This window comes from Glaciihabitans sp. INWT7 (assembly GCF_014217685.1).
Taxonomy (GTDB): domain Bacteria; phylum Actinomycetota; class Actinomycetes; order Actinomycetales; family Microbacteriaceae; genus Lacisediminihabitans.
In genome coordinates, this window is the sequence record NZ_CP043653.1 from 2345153 (window position 1) to 2360114 (window position 14962).

8 protein-coding genes are annotated in these 14962 nt (G+C 66.6%); all 8 read right to left on the reverse strand.

The genetic code is table 11. The features are described 5' to 3' along the window. Positions 1–48: 48 nt before the first annotated feature. Positions 49–2385, reverse strand: coding sequence for a transglutaminase domain-containing protein (locus F1C58_RS11420; RefSeq protein ID WP_185201228.1), 2337 nt, complete (start codon positions 2383–2385; stop codon positions 49–51). Continuing rightward, on the reverse strand, positions 2385–3668 hold the full coding sequence (locus tag F1C58_RS11425; protein ID WP_185201229.1) for a DUF58 domain-containing protein: 1284 nt from the start codon (positions 3666–3668) through the stop codon (positions 2385–2387). Before F1C58_RS11425 ends, F1C58_RS11420 begins: the two co-directional genes overlap by 1 nt. 10 nt (positions 3669–3678) lie before the next feature. After that, entirely contained in the window at positions 3679–4647 is a 969-nt protein-coding gene (locus tag F1C58_RS11430) for a MoxR family ATPase (RefSeq protein ID WP_185201230.1), read from the reverse strand. Between the two features lie 23 nt (positions 4648–4670). Next, positions 4671–10205: an Ig-like domain-containing protein gene (locus F1C58_RS11435; RefSeq protein ID WP_185201231.1), complete on the reverse strand. Its 5535-nt coding sequence runs from the start codon at positions 10203–10205 to the stop codon at positions 4671–4673. Between the two features lie 159 nt (positions 10206–10364). Continuing rightward, complete coding sequence (locus tag F1C58_RS11440; RefSeq protein ID WP_185201232.1) at positions 10365–11093, reverse strand: hypothetical protein; 729 nt, start codon at positions 11091–11093, stop codon at positions 10365–10367. Then, positions 11090–12733, reverse strand: a complete 1644-nt coding sequence (locus tag F1C58_RS11445) for a serine/threonine-protein kinase (protein WP_185201233.1) — start codon at positions 12731–12733, stop codon at positions 11090–11092. The genes F1C58_RS11440 and F1C58_RS11445 overlap by 4 nt, the downstream gene beginning before the upstream one ends. Then, entirely contained in the window at positions 12733–14013 is a 1281-nt protein-coding gene (locus F1C58_RS11450) for an FHA domain-containing protein (RefSeq protein ID WP_185201234.1), read from the reverse strand. Before F1C58_RS11450 ends, F1C58_RS11445 begins: the two co-directional genes overlap by 1 nt. 9 nt (positions 14014–14022) lie before the next feature. Next, entirely contained in the window at positions 14023–14895 is an 873-nt protein-coding gene (locus F1C58_RS11455; protein WP_185201235.1) for a PP2C family serine/threonine-protein phosphatase, read from the reverse strand. Positions 14896–14962 lie beyond the last annotated feature (67 nt).

The following is a 14962-nucleotide window of genomic DNA, read 5'->3' on the forward strand; positions in this document are numbered from 1 at the left end:
TTGGTCCGTCAGTCGAGCAATGCTAACGCACCCTTCGCCGGGCGTCGGCTAGCCCTGATCCTTGCGGGTGGTCATTCGTAGCGCCCAATCGCGGGCTTTGCGCACGCGATATCGGCTGAGGAACCGGCGAAGGCCCCCCACCGCCTCTCGGGCGGCCTCGATCGAGGCGGATGCCTCGGTCCAGACCCGATCGGTGGTCTGGTCGTCGACCGGGCGCCCGGAGAAGACGGCTTCGTCGGCGCGGATGGCCAGCGATCTCAGCATCACCGGCTGAGCCACCTGACTCTCGAGGTCGTCGGCGATGTGCACGCGCGTCGTCTTGCCGATCACGGAGTAGCCGAGCTCGGAATAGCGATCGAGCAACTCGTCCCAGGCGCCGGCCACTCGATCCTCGGTGCGAGCCGCCTCGCGGCGCCGTCGCGCGCGCCGGCGCTTCGCCGCGGCGATGATGAGCATCGGCACGAAGACGATCAGGGCCGGGATCAGGATGCTGAGGCCGAGGATGTAGACCCACCCCGGCAGCGAGAACAGCAGCCCCTTGTCCTGCTTCTTCTGCTTCTCCAGCTCTACCGGCGTCAGCAGGTCGTCACTGTCCTTCTCGGAACGCGGGGGCTGCCGCACCTGCGGTTGCGGGATGCTCTGGGGTTTCGGCACCTGTGCCTGCGGAATATCCGTCTCCTTCGGCGTGGGGTTGAACGCCACCCAGCCCACCTTGTCGAAGGCCACCTCCACCCAGGCGGTCACGTCGTTTCCGGTGACCTCCACCGACTTCTGACCCTCGGCGATCTTGGGCGCGAAGCCCATCACGACCCGGGCCGGATAGTTGTAGCTGCGCGCCATGAGCGCGAAAGCCGAGGCATACTGCTCCTGGTCGCCGATCATCTGAGGGCGTTCCAGCAGTTCGCTGATGCGGTCTGCCCCGTGGCCGGCCCGGGAGGCGACGGCATCGGAAGCGCGCCCGTGGCTGAGGAAGCCCTTCTGCACGAGGGCCAGTCGGATGGCCTCCAACTGCGCAATCGGAGTTGCCGCCTTGCCTGCGAATTCCTGCGCCTTGCTCGTCACGACATCCGGGCTACCGACGACAGGCGGCAGATTCACGGTGGCGATGGGGTCCTTGGCGAGGTCATCGGCGGGGATGACCTTCTGCTCTTCCGCAGTCATGGTGTAGCTGTCGCCCTTGACGAGACCGGTGGTGAGCACCGCCGTTCCGGTGGAGTCGTTGTAGCGCAGGCTGTCCGTGGCGGTTTTGGCCGCCCCGCCGGTGAAGTCGAGGCTGGTCGGGTAGCCGACGCTGGGCAGCCAGAAGTCCTTGTAGCCGGCGATCGTGAAGGTGACATCCTTGCGCACGACGGGCGTGATGAAGGTGGGATCGGGCAGCGTGCGCCCCACCAGGTTGAAGGTGCCCGAGCCATCCGTGCTCGTCTTCGGGCCTGTGACGTTCCAGAGCTTGCCCGTGTACGAGTCGAGGGTCGCCAGCCGGATCGTGTCGCCGGTCTTCAACCCGGTCACGGTGAAGAGCACGTCGTCGGTCGCCTGTTTCGTGTAGTGCCGGAAGCCGGACAGTGGGCTCGGGTAGTCCAGCGGATCGAAGGGCGGTTGGATCTCCTCGCGCAGCACGAAGCGTTCGTCCTTCGGCGGAGCGAAGACGAATCCGGCGCTGCCACCGAGCAGCACGGCGCCGGCGACGACGATCGCGGTTCCGGCGAGTTTGCGGGTGCGCAGGCGGTTGGGGCCGGCGGAGGTCGCGGTGATGGTGGGTCGACGCCAGCCCAGCCAGACGAGGGCGAGAGCCGCGAATACGGCCCCGCGGATGCCCGCCTGGTAAGGCACGTCGGTGCCGATCAGGATGCCCGCGAGATAGAGCGCCACCGGACCGATCAGCGTGATCGCGAAGCGCCAGGCCGACCGCGGCTTCGACGAGAGCCAGCGGGCGGCGAGTGAGGTGGAGACGAGTGCCACGAGCCACGTCGCGAAGTACGGGACCACCGTGATGTAGGCGGGAGCACCGATCGGGGTACGAAGCGTGACGATGTCCGACCAGCCGTAGACCGCTCCGATTGCGAGGCTCTCGAGCGACGCGAGAGTGGGGAGCACACCGAACAGCGCCTGCTGTGGCACCGCGATGGCCGTGCCGAAGAGGAAGTATCCGACGACGGCGACGAGCACCAGGGCGATGATGTTGACGCGGAAGACCGAGGCGAGGATGCCGGTCGCTGCTCCGAGCGCCAGGCCACCGAGGCCCGCGATCAGAAATCCGTAGCCTCCGAATGACGGTTCAAAACCGAGCACGCCCAGCACGGAGAGTACGAGCAACACGGTGATATCGGCCCAGGTGCGACCGGTCGGCCGCCGGATGCCGCGGGTGGGGATCGTCGTCTCCGTCATCAGCTGAGCCCCCGAACCAGCCGGGAGAGGTCGGAGAGGTCGCCGACGGTGATCACGGTGAGGCCCGCGACAGACGCGATCTTCGGCTGCGCACCGGCAACGACGTGGAATGCGACCTGCGCGGTGTCCTGCCCGAACAGCGATTCGACGCTGCGGTACTCGCCGGTCGTCATATTCGACCCGCCGATCATCATCACGACGCTAGGGGCGGGCAGCCGCCGGGTGCGTTCGCGGGCGAAGTCCCGGATGCTCGGGTAGACCCGACCGACCGGGTCGATGCGGCACGAGGCATCCAGCATCGAGGTCACGGTCTGGGTGCGCCAGACTCCCGACTCGCTCACCACGTTCATCTGCACGCCGTCTCGGATGACCTGAGCGGCGATCGACGCCGTGACCGAGATCGCGAGTTCGAATTCCTCATCCGAGGCGTAGAGGTCGCTCCGAGAGGCGAGGATCATCGTCACCTGCGAACGCCGCGTCTCTTCGAACTGCCGCACCATCAACTGGCCGATGCGCGCAGAGGTGCGCCAGTGCACATAGCGGCGATCGTCCCCCGGCACGTAGGGACGCAGGGCGTGGAAGGCGATGTCGTTGTTGGTGATCTTCTTGGAGACCTGCCCCTCGAGGTCGCGCACGAGACCAGCCGCGGAGGGGGCGAGACGCACCGTCTTCGGATGCACGAAGAGGTCAACGGCATCCGCCCACTTGAGGGCCCGCCGCAACATGCCGAGCTGGTCACCGCGCACAGATTCGGCCGGTCCCGCGATGATCACCGCACGCTTGTTGGTCGGCACCGCGAAGAGCTCTTCGTGCTCCTCCTTCGGCTTCATCGCGGGCAGCTGGAACTCCGCGATCGCGCGGCCCACCGGAAGCTCCATGCGGGTGGGGGTGAGACCCCGGGTGCCGATGTTCGTGACGACCATGCGCCCCATGGCCCGGTCACCCACGACGACCCGACGCGGGTTCAGCTCGACGAGCACGCCGTAGGACGCACGTCCGAAGAGGAACACCGCGCACAGCGCGAGGGAGGCGAGCAGGATGAAGCCGAGGTAGGTGAACTCCTGCCACCCGAAGACCGCACTGAGAACGAGTGCCACCACTGAGAGCCCGAGCACGAGCCATCCGGCCGCCGTGATCGTGCGGAACACCGGCCCGGCGAGACGCCAGACAGCCCTGACGACAGGCGCGATGATCGCACCGACGGCAGTGAGCAGTCGGGTACCGCGAGCTCCGAGCCTCTGAAGAGGCACGGCCAGCCCGGGTTTCGAGTCGGTGACGGTCATGGTCGGGAGGTCACGCCGCCCGGTAGGTGGGGGGCTCGATGTCGAGCAGAATGCGACTGACGATGTCTTCGGCCTTCACCCCGGCGAACTCCGACTCCGGGTCGAGGATGATGCGGTGCGCGAGCACCGGCACCGCGAGATCCCGCACGTCATCCGGCGTCGCGTAGGTGCGGCCCTGGGTGATCGCCCAGGTCTTGATGGCGCGGGCGAGTGCCATCGCTCCGCGCATGCTGACTCCCAGCACCACGTCACGGTTCTTGCGGGTCGCCTCGACGATCTCGTTGAGATATTGCATGACCGACTCGTCCACGAAGACCTCGGAGGCGAGTCCGGCCATGGCCACGATCGACTCCGGCTTGATGATGGGGGTGACGAGAGATGCCCTCGCGCGGGTGGCCGAGTCCATCAGCAGGGCGACCGCGGTCTTGGCATCCGGGTAGCCGAGCGTCGTCTTGATCAGGAAACGGTCGAGCTGCGCTTCGGGCAGCTTGTAGGTGCCGGCCTGTTCCACCGGGTTCTGGGTCGCGATCACCAGGAACGGTGCACCGACCCCGTGGCCCTCTCCATCGATCGTGACCACACCCTCTTCCATCACCTCGAGCAGTGCACTCTGGGTCTTGGGGCTCGCCCGGTTGATCTCGTCCGCGAGCACGATCGAGGCGAAGATCGGTCCCTGGTGAAACTGGAACTTGCCCTTTGACTGGTCGTAGATCTGCACCCCGGTGACGTCGGAGGGCAGCAGGTCGGGGGTGAACTGGATGCGCGAGGTCGTGCCATCCAGGCTGTTCGCGAGGGCCTTCGCCAACACGGTCTTGCCCGTTCCGGGGTAGTCCTCCAGCAGCACGTGCCCATCGGAGACGAGCGCGGTGAGCACGAGACGGATCACATTGCTCTTGCCGACGATCGCCTTGTCGACGTTCGCGACGAGTTTTTGGAAGGCGTCGGCGAACCAGGTCGCCTGTTCCTGGGTTACGGGCATGGATTCACTTTCGGTCGGGATCGCTAGAAGTTGAAGTTGACTGTGTTGCTCTTCACACCGTCGACGGTCACGTAGGTGCCGCTGAAGCCGCAGTACTTGGTGCTCAGGTAGGTGTTGCCGGAGAAGCTGGCCGACCCGAACGAGCCCTGGCAGTAGAAGTCGATCGTGTGGCCGCCGCCGCCGAAATCGTGCAGCGTCACGTCGTACTTGTGGCAGTTGCCGGAGCACGAGCCGCCCGACTGGCCGGGCGGATCCGCCTTCAGTTCGACCGAGGGGTTCAGCGGCGTCACCTTGATGTTGCCGGACGCGGTCCCGGCCTGCCCGTTGCCCGCGTTGTTGCGCGCATAGACCGAGATCGAATGGTTTCCGGCACCGAGATTGCCCTTGGTCACGCTCGTTGCGGTGGTGACCACGTTGCCGCCGCCATCGATCGAGTAGACGTATTCCATGTTGTCGGTGACAGCCGCACCGCCTCCCGGAGACGCCCAGTTGAAGCGGATGGTTCCGGGGTCCGTGTCAGCCACGATGGTGGCACTCGGGTTGATCTTGCCGGGAACTGTCTGGTTCTGGATCGCCACGGTGTTCGAGGTGCCGGTCGCGCCGGTCTTGCCGCCGGTGTTCTGAGCGGAGACGGTGAAGCTGTAGTTGCCGGCACCGAGACCGCTGACAGGCAGGCTCGAGGTTCCGGTGGTCGTGCCCGTCGCGCCGTTGCTGGCGCGCCAGGTGTAGGTGGTCGAACCACCGCCGCTGTTCACGGCACCCCAGGTGGCCTTGATGCTGCCGGACGGAGCCCATGGGCTCGTCACGGTCGCGGTCACCGCGGGCGTGCCGGGCGTGCCGTAGGGGGTCACCTGGTCGCTCTCCACCGACCATTGGCCCGCTCCGTGCACGTTGATGGCGCGCGCCGCGAAGGTGTAGGCGGTGCCGTTCGTCAACCCGGAGATCGTGCAGTCGGCGCCGGCCGTGCAGTTGGCTGTCGCTCCGCCGGGCGTGGCTTTCACGTCGTAGGAGGAGATCGGCTTGCCGTTCGAGGCTGGTGCGATGAACCGCCAGGTCGCGTTGCCGTCTCCACCGATCGCCGAGGTACGCGTGGGCTTCGCCACCTGGTCGGGCACATCGCTGACGATCACAGAGATGGTGCCGTTGACCTGGCGATCCTTGTCTTCCGTGGCATCCTGCACGGTGTAGACGATCTCGATCCGGCCGTCTTTGAGCGCGGCGCTCGGCGTCACGGTGACCGAATCCTTGGTGAACGAAATCGATGCCGGCTGCCCGCTGTTCTGCACCTTCGCGTCGACGATAGTGAGCTTCTCGCCGGTGGTCTGGTAGGGATTCGAGTCGTTGGTGAGCGGATGCGCCACGACGGCGCCGTCGCCGCGTTGCGTCTCGTAGGTGTCGGAGACGGCGACGGCGAGTGGACGGCTGGAGCCGACGACGGTCACGTTGATCGTGCCCGGCACGGTGAACTTGTCCCACTTGAGCGTCACGCCGAGCTTGTAGCTGCTGCCCTTCTTCGCGTTGCGCGGTGTCGTGAGGGTGAGCTGCGATCCGTTGAGACTGGCCTGGAGTCCGGCGGAGGCGCCGGTGATGTCGGAGTAGGTCACCTCTTGCAGGATCTGGGGATTCGGATGCCCGGTCGACGCTCGCAGGTCGAGGGTGGTGGTCTCACCGACCTCCACCTGCGCGTTCGGGCTCGTGAACTCCGGCGGCGTGTCCCGGAACTGCGGGTCACCCACCACGATGTTGAGAGTCAGATCGTTCTTCAGGCCCTTCGGGTCGTCCTTCGACGCCCCATCGGACACGGAGAACTTCACCGCTGCCGGGCCGCGGTAGTCCTTCGCCGGGGTGAAGGTGATCGTGTCAGCGTCGACGTAGGGCGAGGCACCGTTGCTCTGGAGAGCGCTCACCGTTGCCTTGTCGATGATGTGCGCCTCACGCCCGGAGGGCACCTTGACGATGTCCTTCAACTTCCAGGTGCGGGTCTCGTTCATGCTCACGTACTGCACCGGAAGCGAGGGATCGATCGTGGGTGGCTGGTCGAAGTCCTTCGAGACCGCGGCCGGCACGAGGATGAACGCCATGGCGGTCAGTTTGTCTTTCTCGTTGGTCACCCGGTAGGCGATCGCCTGGCGGGTCTTGCCCGGCGTCACCTCGATGCGGCCGTTCTTCTCGAGCAGTTTCGCCGAGTCGGCGTTCGGCCCCTCCACGCTGACGACGAGGTCTTCTGTGGGCCCGGAGGGGTTGAAGGCGTGGCCATCGAAGACGTCGACGGTGGTGGACTGCTTGCCGGCGATGGTCTTGGGAAGGATCGAGATGTCCTCTGCCGTGGGCGGAAGGATCGGGGCATCCTTCGTCACCTTCACCAGCACGTAGCTCACGGACTTGCCGCCGCGGTTATTGGTGAGCTCGTAACGCATCGAGAAGGACTGTTCGGTGTCCGGAGCGGTCAGCACCAGATACTGGCCCTTCACAACCGAGGCCTTGATGCCCTGCGGCACGTCGATGAGCTTCTTCGAGACCTGGATGGGCGCACTCTGCGGATCGGAGTCGTTGGCCACGAGGTCGACCTGAGCCACCCGCCCCGGCCGCACGGACACGCTGTCCGGAGCGGCGATCGGGTTCGACAGCGACTTGGGCGGAGGAATGACCGCGATCTTGATGTCGGCATCGCCGGTGGCGCCGAAGGCATCGAAGACCTTGTAACTGAAAGTGTCGGTTCCGGATGCCGCAGCCGACGACTTGTAGAGGAAGAAGTCGGCACCCTGGCTCTCGATCGAGCCGAGGCTCGGTCCGACCGGGAAGCTCAGCAACTGGGCGGAGTCGCCGTCGGGGTCGATTCCGTCGAGTGGGATCTGCACCTTGATCGAGTCGCCGGCGAGCACCCGCGCGGTGAGCGGGCGGGGGGTGGGATCCTGGTTCCCCTTGGCATCAAGGCCGATGACCGTGAACGTGGCCGTAGCGGTCGCGGTCTCTCCGAAGGGGTCGAGCACCCGATAGTCGACGGTGTACTCGCCCGGGGTCATCGGCGCCTGGTACCGCAGTTTGTTCTTGCTCACAAAGGCGAGGCCGGCCGTCGGAGCGGTCACCAGATTGGTGTCGAGAGTCATGGGCGAGCGGTCGGGGTGCACGTCGTTGGCAAGCACATCGAGAGTGGCGACGTCCCCGACACGCACCTTCGCGGTATCGTTCGCGGCGATCGGTGGCTGGTGTTTCGTCAGGGCGGGCACGGGCACCACGGTCACACCAGCAGTCGCCTCGTGGGAACCATCCGAGATCGTGTAGTTGAAGCTCACCTGGTCGGTGAGGGCAGCGGGCGAGGTGACGCGGATCTGCGAGCTTTCGAGCAGCTCGACGACGAGACCCTTCGCGATGAGCTCCGGGGGCACGGCAATGGACTGTACCGCGAGCACCCGGCCATTCGGGCTCACGTCGTTGGTGAGCACCGCCACCGTCGTCGGCTCATCTCCTCGGAGGTAGGCGGTGTCTTTCACCGCGACCGGGGGGAGCGAATCGTCTTGCGGCTTGTCGCGCACGTCGACCCGCACGAGACCGACACTCGTCGTCGCACCCGCCTGGAGCGTGTATTTGACGTAGTAGACGCCGGCCTCGGACGACGTGAAGGTGATCTCTTTGGAATCGGAATTGAAGGAGGCCACCGCCTTGCCGCTCGGAGCCTCCATGGCCACGAGTTGCAGCTGGGCGCCGGAGGGCGAGATGTCGTTGTCGAGGGGCTTCACGACGACCGTGTCGTTGGTGAACACCGTAGCGAAGTCCGGCGTGCCAACGGGATCGAGCGACCCGGCCGGCTTGACGTCCACCGTGAGCGTGCCCTGCACCTGGGCTCCATGGCCGTCGCTCACCACGAAGACGACGTCTTTCTTGCCCAGCTCGGAGGTCTGGTGGGTGAAGGTGATGAAGCCGTCCGGAGTGAAGCGCACCAGGTCGCCCGACTTCGGTGAGGCGTTCACGAGGTAGAGGTCGTCGCCGTCGGGGTCCCGCCAGTTGGTCAGTACGTTGTAGGAGACCGTCTGGTCGGCCTCGACGCTCACGCCGCCCTTCCGGATCTCGACCGGATCCTGGTTGCTGCTCTCCGGCACGACATGCGCGGTCACCCGCGCCGTCGCGGTGCCGCCTCGGCCGTCGTCGACCGTGTAGCCGAAGGACACCGATCCGACGAATCCCACCGCGGGAGTGAACTGCAGGGCGCGGCCGCCGTCGATCGGGTCGAGATGGCCGGTCGAATCCGCGATGCCCTCGAAGGCGGAGATCACCAGCACGTCGCCATCCGGGTCGGTGTCGTTGTCGAGCAGCGGCAGGATCGTCGTGCGTCCCGGGCGGATGCCGAAGTTGTCGTCGACGGCCGTCGGTGCTCGGTTCACGTCGGTGCGCTGGGCAAGAGTGTCTTCGAAGGACTGGGTTGCGGACTTCTGGTCGCCGGTCTCTTCGCTCTGCTTCTCAGCGGGAGGTGTCACGTCATCCCAGTTGTCCACGAGACGCATGTTTTCGTTGACGAGCCAGACATTGCCGTTGCTGAGGTCGTTGAGAGCGATGACCGTGCGGTTCACCCGGAACTCGAGCTCGCTGCCCCGAGTGGGCTCCTCGATGTCATGTCGCACGGGCTTCTGCCCATCGCACGCGAGCAGGTACTTCTGGGATGCCGCCCACGCCCCGTGTGCGCAGCCGGAGAGGAAGACGGGGGCGGAGACGCCCGCTGCGTTCTTCGCCGGGGTGGTCACGCCTGCCGGGATGGTCTTCACCGAGCCCGAACCGAGATCGACTTCGAGAAGGGAATCCGCGGTGGCGACGACGGCGTAGTTGGACTTCGCCCCCACCTGTTGCAGCCGCAGCCCGGTCTTCGGAAGCGGGTGTTTCGTGCCGTCCTGAGTGATGAGTTCGTTGGTGGACTGGTCGAAGATCACGGCCTGATCCCCCACCGCGGAGATCTGGAACTCCCCCACAGAGGGGAAGTCCGAGGCGACCGGCGGGGTCGCGAGGGTGTCCATCCGGTAGATCTTCTTCTTCGTCGGAGAAACCGCGACGATGGCGCCGCTCTTGGTGATGGTGGCATGGCCGCCGACGCCCAGTTTCACGAGCGGAGGGGTCGAGACGTAGTTGAACTGCAGGTCCCCGACAGAGGGCACCGCCCAGAGCTCGCCCTTGGGAGACACGATGATCAGGGTCGTGCCGCCGTACCCGACCTCCGAGTTCTTCGGCACATCGATCGCGGAGGTGACTTCGGTGGAGGCCGGGTCGACCGACTCGATGCGACCGGCATCCGGATTGTGCATGTAGAGCGAGTCACCGTCTTGCAGCACCTCGAACTTCGCGCTGGAGGCGACGACCGAACCGTTGAGCTCGTCGATCTGGCGGTTGAGGCGCCCGCCGAGCAGTTGCTTTCCGTTGGTCACCCACACGTCTCGAGAGGTGAGCTCCACATCCGTGACCGGAAAGCCCGGATGCAGCGCGGCGATGGTCAGCGGCACCCCGGCCACTACCGCGATGACGAGCGCGGACGCGAGCGTCTTGCGGCTCTTCACCCATCGTGCGACCGCACTCACGCGTGACCCCCCACGGCTGATTTACCGGCGATTTCCAACGGCCGTCCCCCGTGGGGCCGCGGCACATGGAATCAACCTAACACGGCGAATAATCGTCGGATAACCCGGGGCATGGGCAGCGCTACCCATGGTCGCAGGACGTTCTGGCTGTGCCGGCTTCTATCCGACCCGGTCGGATTCCGCCTTCGCCGCGACATCGGCATCATTTTTGGCGAGAAGGTAGAGGTCGTCCTGGCTCACCAACCGGGTCGCCACGGCATATTCGACCAGACGCAGCCGGCGGTTCGTCGCGAGATTGCCCTTTCCCCCGCGAAGCCCCTGCACGCCGATCTTGTCCAGCTTGTCGCATACGTTGTCGAGCTTGCGATTGAAGGTGGTCATCGACCAGTGCAGCCGTGCGGCAGCCTCGGCGGAGGTCGGGATCTCCCCCCGGCCCGGCGAGGATTGCCGCAGAACGCCCTCCGCGAGACTCACGATGAGCAGCCGTTGAGTACTGGTGAGGGCGACCGGCTCGATGGTGGTCGAGCCGCCGGAGCCCGCCATCGCCGAAGAGGTGCTGAAGTAGTCCTCCGCCGAGAAGATCGTGAACTCGTAGGTGGTCGATCCGGCGCTGAACAGCACCTGCATCTGCGGGAAGACGATCGGAAGGCGCGCTCCGGGCGCCAGCCAGGCCTGCACCTGGCCCGTGGCATCGGTCACGGTCGCCGAGAGGAGGTTGCCGACGTTCGAGAGCCACCACATGCCGAAGTCTTCGTAGATGCGGAGGAATCGACGGTGCAGGTAGGGGTTGTCGTCGATCACCAGGTCGGACTCGCGGCCGATATGGAAATCCTGGGGATGCGTGACTTCGTACCATTCGCCGCAGAATTCGATCTTGAGGGGCTTCATTGGGGATAGCACGTCTCCAGTGGGTCGGAGACCTTGCCGTCGCGGGCGACCGTGATCTGAACACAGACCGTGGATCCCGCGGTGTAATCCGGCACCGTCACGACTCCGTCCGCGCTCACGTGCAGGGCCTCATCCGCTCCACGATTGCTGATCTTCCAGCGAAAACTGTCGCCCTTGTTCGGTTTGGGATTCTTCGCGGTGAAGACGAGGTCCGTCCCGGCCACCGCCGGTGCTCCCACGAGGGTGGGCACGGGCACCGTTTCGACGATCGCGGAATCACCGCCGGATGCCTTCGGGCTCGGGCTCGCCGCACCGCTCGGATTCGCGCCGAGGGCAACGCCCGCGACGACCGCGGCAGCGATGAGGAGCACGACACCGCCAGCCACCCCGATGAGGATTTTGTTTCCGCGCGACATCCCGGCCGGCGCAGTCGCCTCCCGGGGCTCTTGCGGCGCCTCGGTCGCGGTCGCGGTCGCGGGCTCGATGGGAGCGGTGACCCGCCGGCGCACGATCGTCTCGCTCGCGGGCTCCGGCTGGAAGACGACCTTCGGCGCTCCGCGCACCTGGGTCTCGTCGATCGAGGGGCCGGAAGGTGGCGCGAGGATCGGGGACACCGGGGTGACCGGTTGGGCCTGGATCGTGGCGACGCTGCGGGCACGGGTCTCGTCCGCGTCATCCGCAGCCCCGGCCCGAGAGGGCGCCTCGATGTGCAGGTTGGGCACATCGATCGTGGTCGGGGAATAGCCGAGTTCGAGTTCCACCCGCTGAAGCGCCCGAGCGAAGTCGACCGCCGTGGCGAACCGGTCGGCCCGGCTGGAGGCCATGCCCTTCTGCAGCACCGCGAGCAGGGAGCGGGGGATGTCATCCCGCGCCATCGGGGTGATCGCACCGCGTTCGATACGCCCGATCAGGTCGAGAGTGCCGTTCGAGTGGCCGCGCAACTCGAAGGGGGTCTGGCCCGCGAGGATCGTGTAGATCGTGGCGGCGAGCGAGAAGACGTCCGACCGCACGTCGGGTTCCGGGTCGTCCTCGAACATCTCGGGAGGCGACCAGGGCACCGACATGCCCACCGACTGACCGGTGCCACCGGTGCCGGTGTCCTGCGCGAGTGCGCTCGCGAGCGTGCCGGTGTGGATCGGCAGCACATCGTCCTCGACCGCGGAAGAGATGCCGAAGTCGGTGAGCGCGGGCCAGCCGTAGTCGTTGGTGAGCACGTTCGCCGGCTTGATGTCACGGTGCAGGATGCCCGCCGCATGCGCCGTTGCTACGGCACTCGACAGTCTCACGCCGGTGCGCAGTGCGTCGACCACCGGGAAGGTCTCCTGCTTGTATCGTTCGGCCAGGCTCGGCCCGGAGCAGTACTCCATCACGAAATAAGGCCGATCGTCGCCCGCGACATCCGCCTGGTAGATCGTGACGATGTACGGATGCGTCGACAGTTGCGCCATCAGGTTCGCCTCGGCGACGAACGCGGCCCGATTCGCGCCACTCAGCTCCTCGGTGAGCAGCACCTTCACGGCGACGCGGCGCTTGGGCAGTTTCTGTTCGTAGAGGAAGACGTCGGAGAAGCCTCCCGATCCCAGCACCTTGACGAAGCTGTACCCGGGGAGTTCGGGTGGCAGTGACGGAGCGCGGCGCATCAGGCGTCATCCGCCGTTTCTTCGACGGTGAGGGTGACTCCGCCGCCGAGGTCGACCACGGTGCCGGTGATGACAGAGGTCGGCTCGCCGGCGCGGAGCTTCTGGGGCTCCTTGCCCGGAAGCACCACGAGCGTGCCGTTTCGGGAGTGCAGATCGGTGACCACAACGGTGCCACCCTCCAGCACGAAACGCACATGGGTGCGGGAGATGTCCTGGTCCGGAGTGCCCACCGTGAGCAGGCGCGGCATCTGACCGCCGGAGACCTGGCTCACGCTCGGGGAACGACCGACCAGGATGGGCTGGGTGAGGGGCTCGCGGGTGCCGCTCGACAGGGCGAGGAACACCCGGGCGGCGGGCGGTGCCACGGGGGGCGGTGTGGGCGCCCCGCGTTTGGCCCGACGCTCCGCCCGCAGTTTCGCGATGTCGGAGGTGAGCACGGTGTGGCCGTCGTGGTCGCCGGCCAATTCGGCCGTCGCCTCTTCTTCCGCAGGCGATTCCTGCACTGCGGCTTCCGCCACGCCGCGGAACATGGTGGCGCCGAAGAGATAGTCGTAGCCGTCGGCGGGGGTATCGGGCGTCGTCTCGGGAGGATCGATCCGCTCGGTAGGCGCCTCGGTGACGGTGGCCTCCGGATCGAACTCGATCGGCTGCTGGTCGAGTGGACGATCCGCGGCTACTTGCTGATCGACGCCGTCCGCGGCAGCCGGCTGATCGACGCCGTCCGCGGCCACCCGCTCGTCGAGCTGCCCGTGTGCGGCCACCCGCCGATCGACGCCGTCCGCGGCGCCCCGCTGGTCGAGTGGGCCACCCGCGGCCGTATCGAGACCGCCTGATGCTGCGAACGACAGTCGCAGTGACGCGACCCACGCCCCGCCGCTGCCCAGCGGCAGCTGGGCGACACCGTCAGCCGGCCCCGCCCCGACCACCGTGATCCCCACGGACGACACATCAGCCCAGGTCTGCTCCCGCCACGTCGTGACCCCGGATCCGTCGATCTGCGCAGAGCCTGCGGCGTTCGTCACGGTAGCGGCGACCTCTCCCCGCACGATGACGCGGAGCGACGCCGCGGCGCCATCGAAGAGCGCGAACGGCGGTGTCGCAGCCAGGCCATTGCTCGTGAGAACGTCGAGCACACGCTGGAATCCGCCCGTAGACCCGACCGCGTCCCACAGCGCGTCGACGGCCGGCTGGTCGGCGGGGGCACCGATCACCAGAAGTGTCTCGCCCGCCGTGAGCGCGAGCCATCCCCCGCTCAGCGCAGGCCTGAAGTGCACGGTCATGACGCTGGTCTACCCCCTTGGCTTCGTCTCTTCGAGGAAACCGGGCATCGCATCGCGATCCACCGTGTCTTCCGAAGACATCGAACCCGACCCTACAAGGTCGGATTCGACCATGACCACCGTCACGTTGTCCGAGCCCCCGGCCGCCACCGCGGCACTCACCAGCCGCTCCGCCAGAGTGAGGGGAAGACGGTCCGTCTCCCGCACCTGTTCTGCGCCGTGGAAGACGATGATGCGCGCGATCTCCTCGTCGCTCAACTCCTTGGTGAGGCCGTCCGAGCACAGCAGGAAGGTCTGGCGCCCCCGGGCCGGCAGCAGCCAGATGTCGGGATCGACCACGGCATCCGCGCCGAGGGCCCGGGTGACGATGTTGCGATCCGGATGGGTGTCGGCCTGTCGTCGTGTGATCTGGCCGAGCTCCACCAACTCCTGCACGGCGGAGTGGTCGACGCTCAACTGCGCCAGATGCCGACCATCCCAGCTGTAGATGCGGGAGTCACCCACGTTGAATGCCATCCAGTGATGGCTGTCGGTGGGGCCGATCTCCACGAAGGCGATGCCGCTGAGCGTGGTGCCCGAGACCGCACCGGGCTCGTTCGTGACCCCGAGAACCGCGTCGTTTGCGCGGTGGATGGTTTCGAGCACCTCTTGCGCGGTGGCACGGGTGGTGTCGGCGAATGCCGCGGTGAATGCGCCGATAGCGGCCTGGCTGGCTCGATCCCCGAAGGCATGCCCGCCCATTCCATCGGCCACCACGAAGACGGGAAGCGCTGCGAGATAACTGTCTTCGTTCAGTCGGCGAACGGCGCCACGGTCGGAATGTCCGCTGAATCGGAATCGAACCGTACCGCTCGCGAGCTCGAGCTCCTGTGCTTCGTCCACGACGCACCCCCTCCCGCTCAGCGCGTCACAACTCTATGGGCATCTTGACGGCGAACCGCCCGGCACC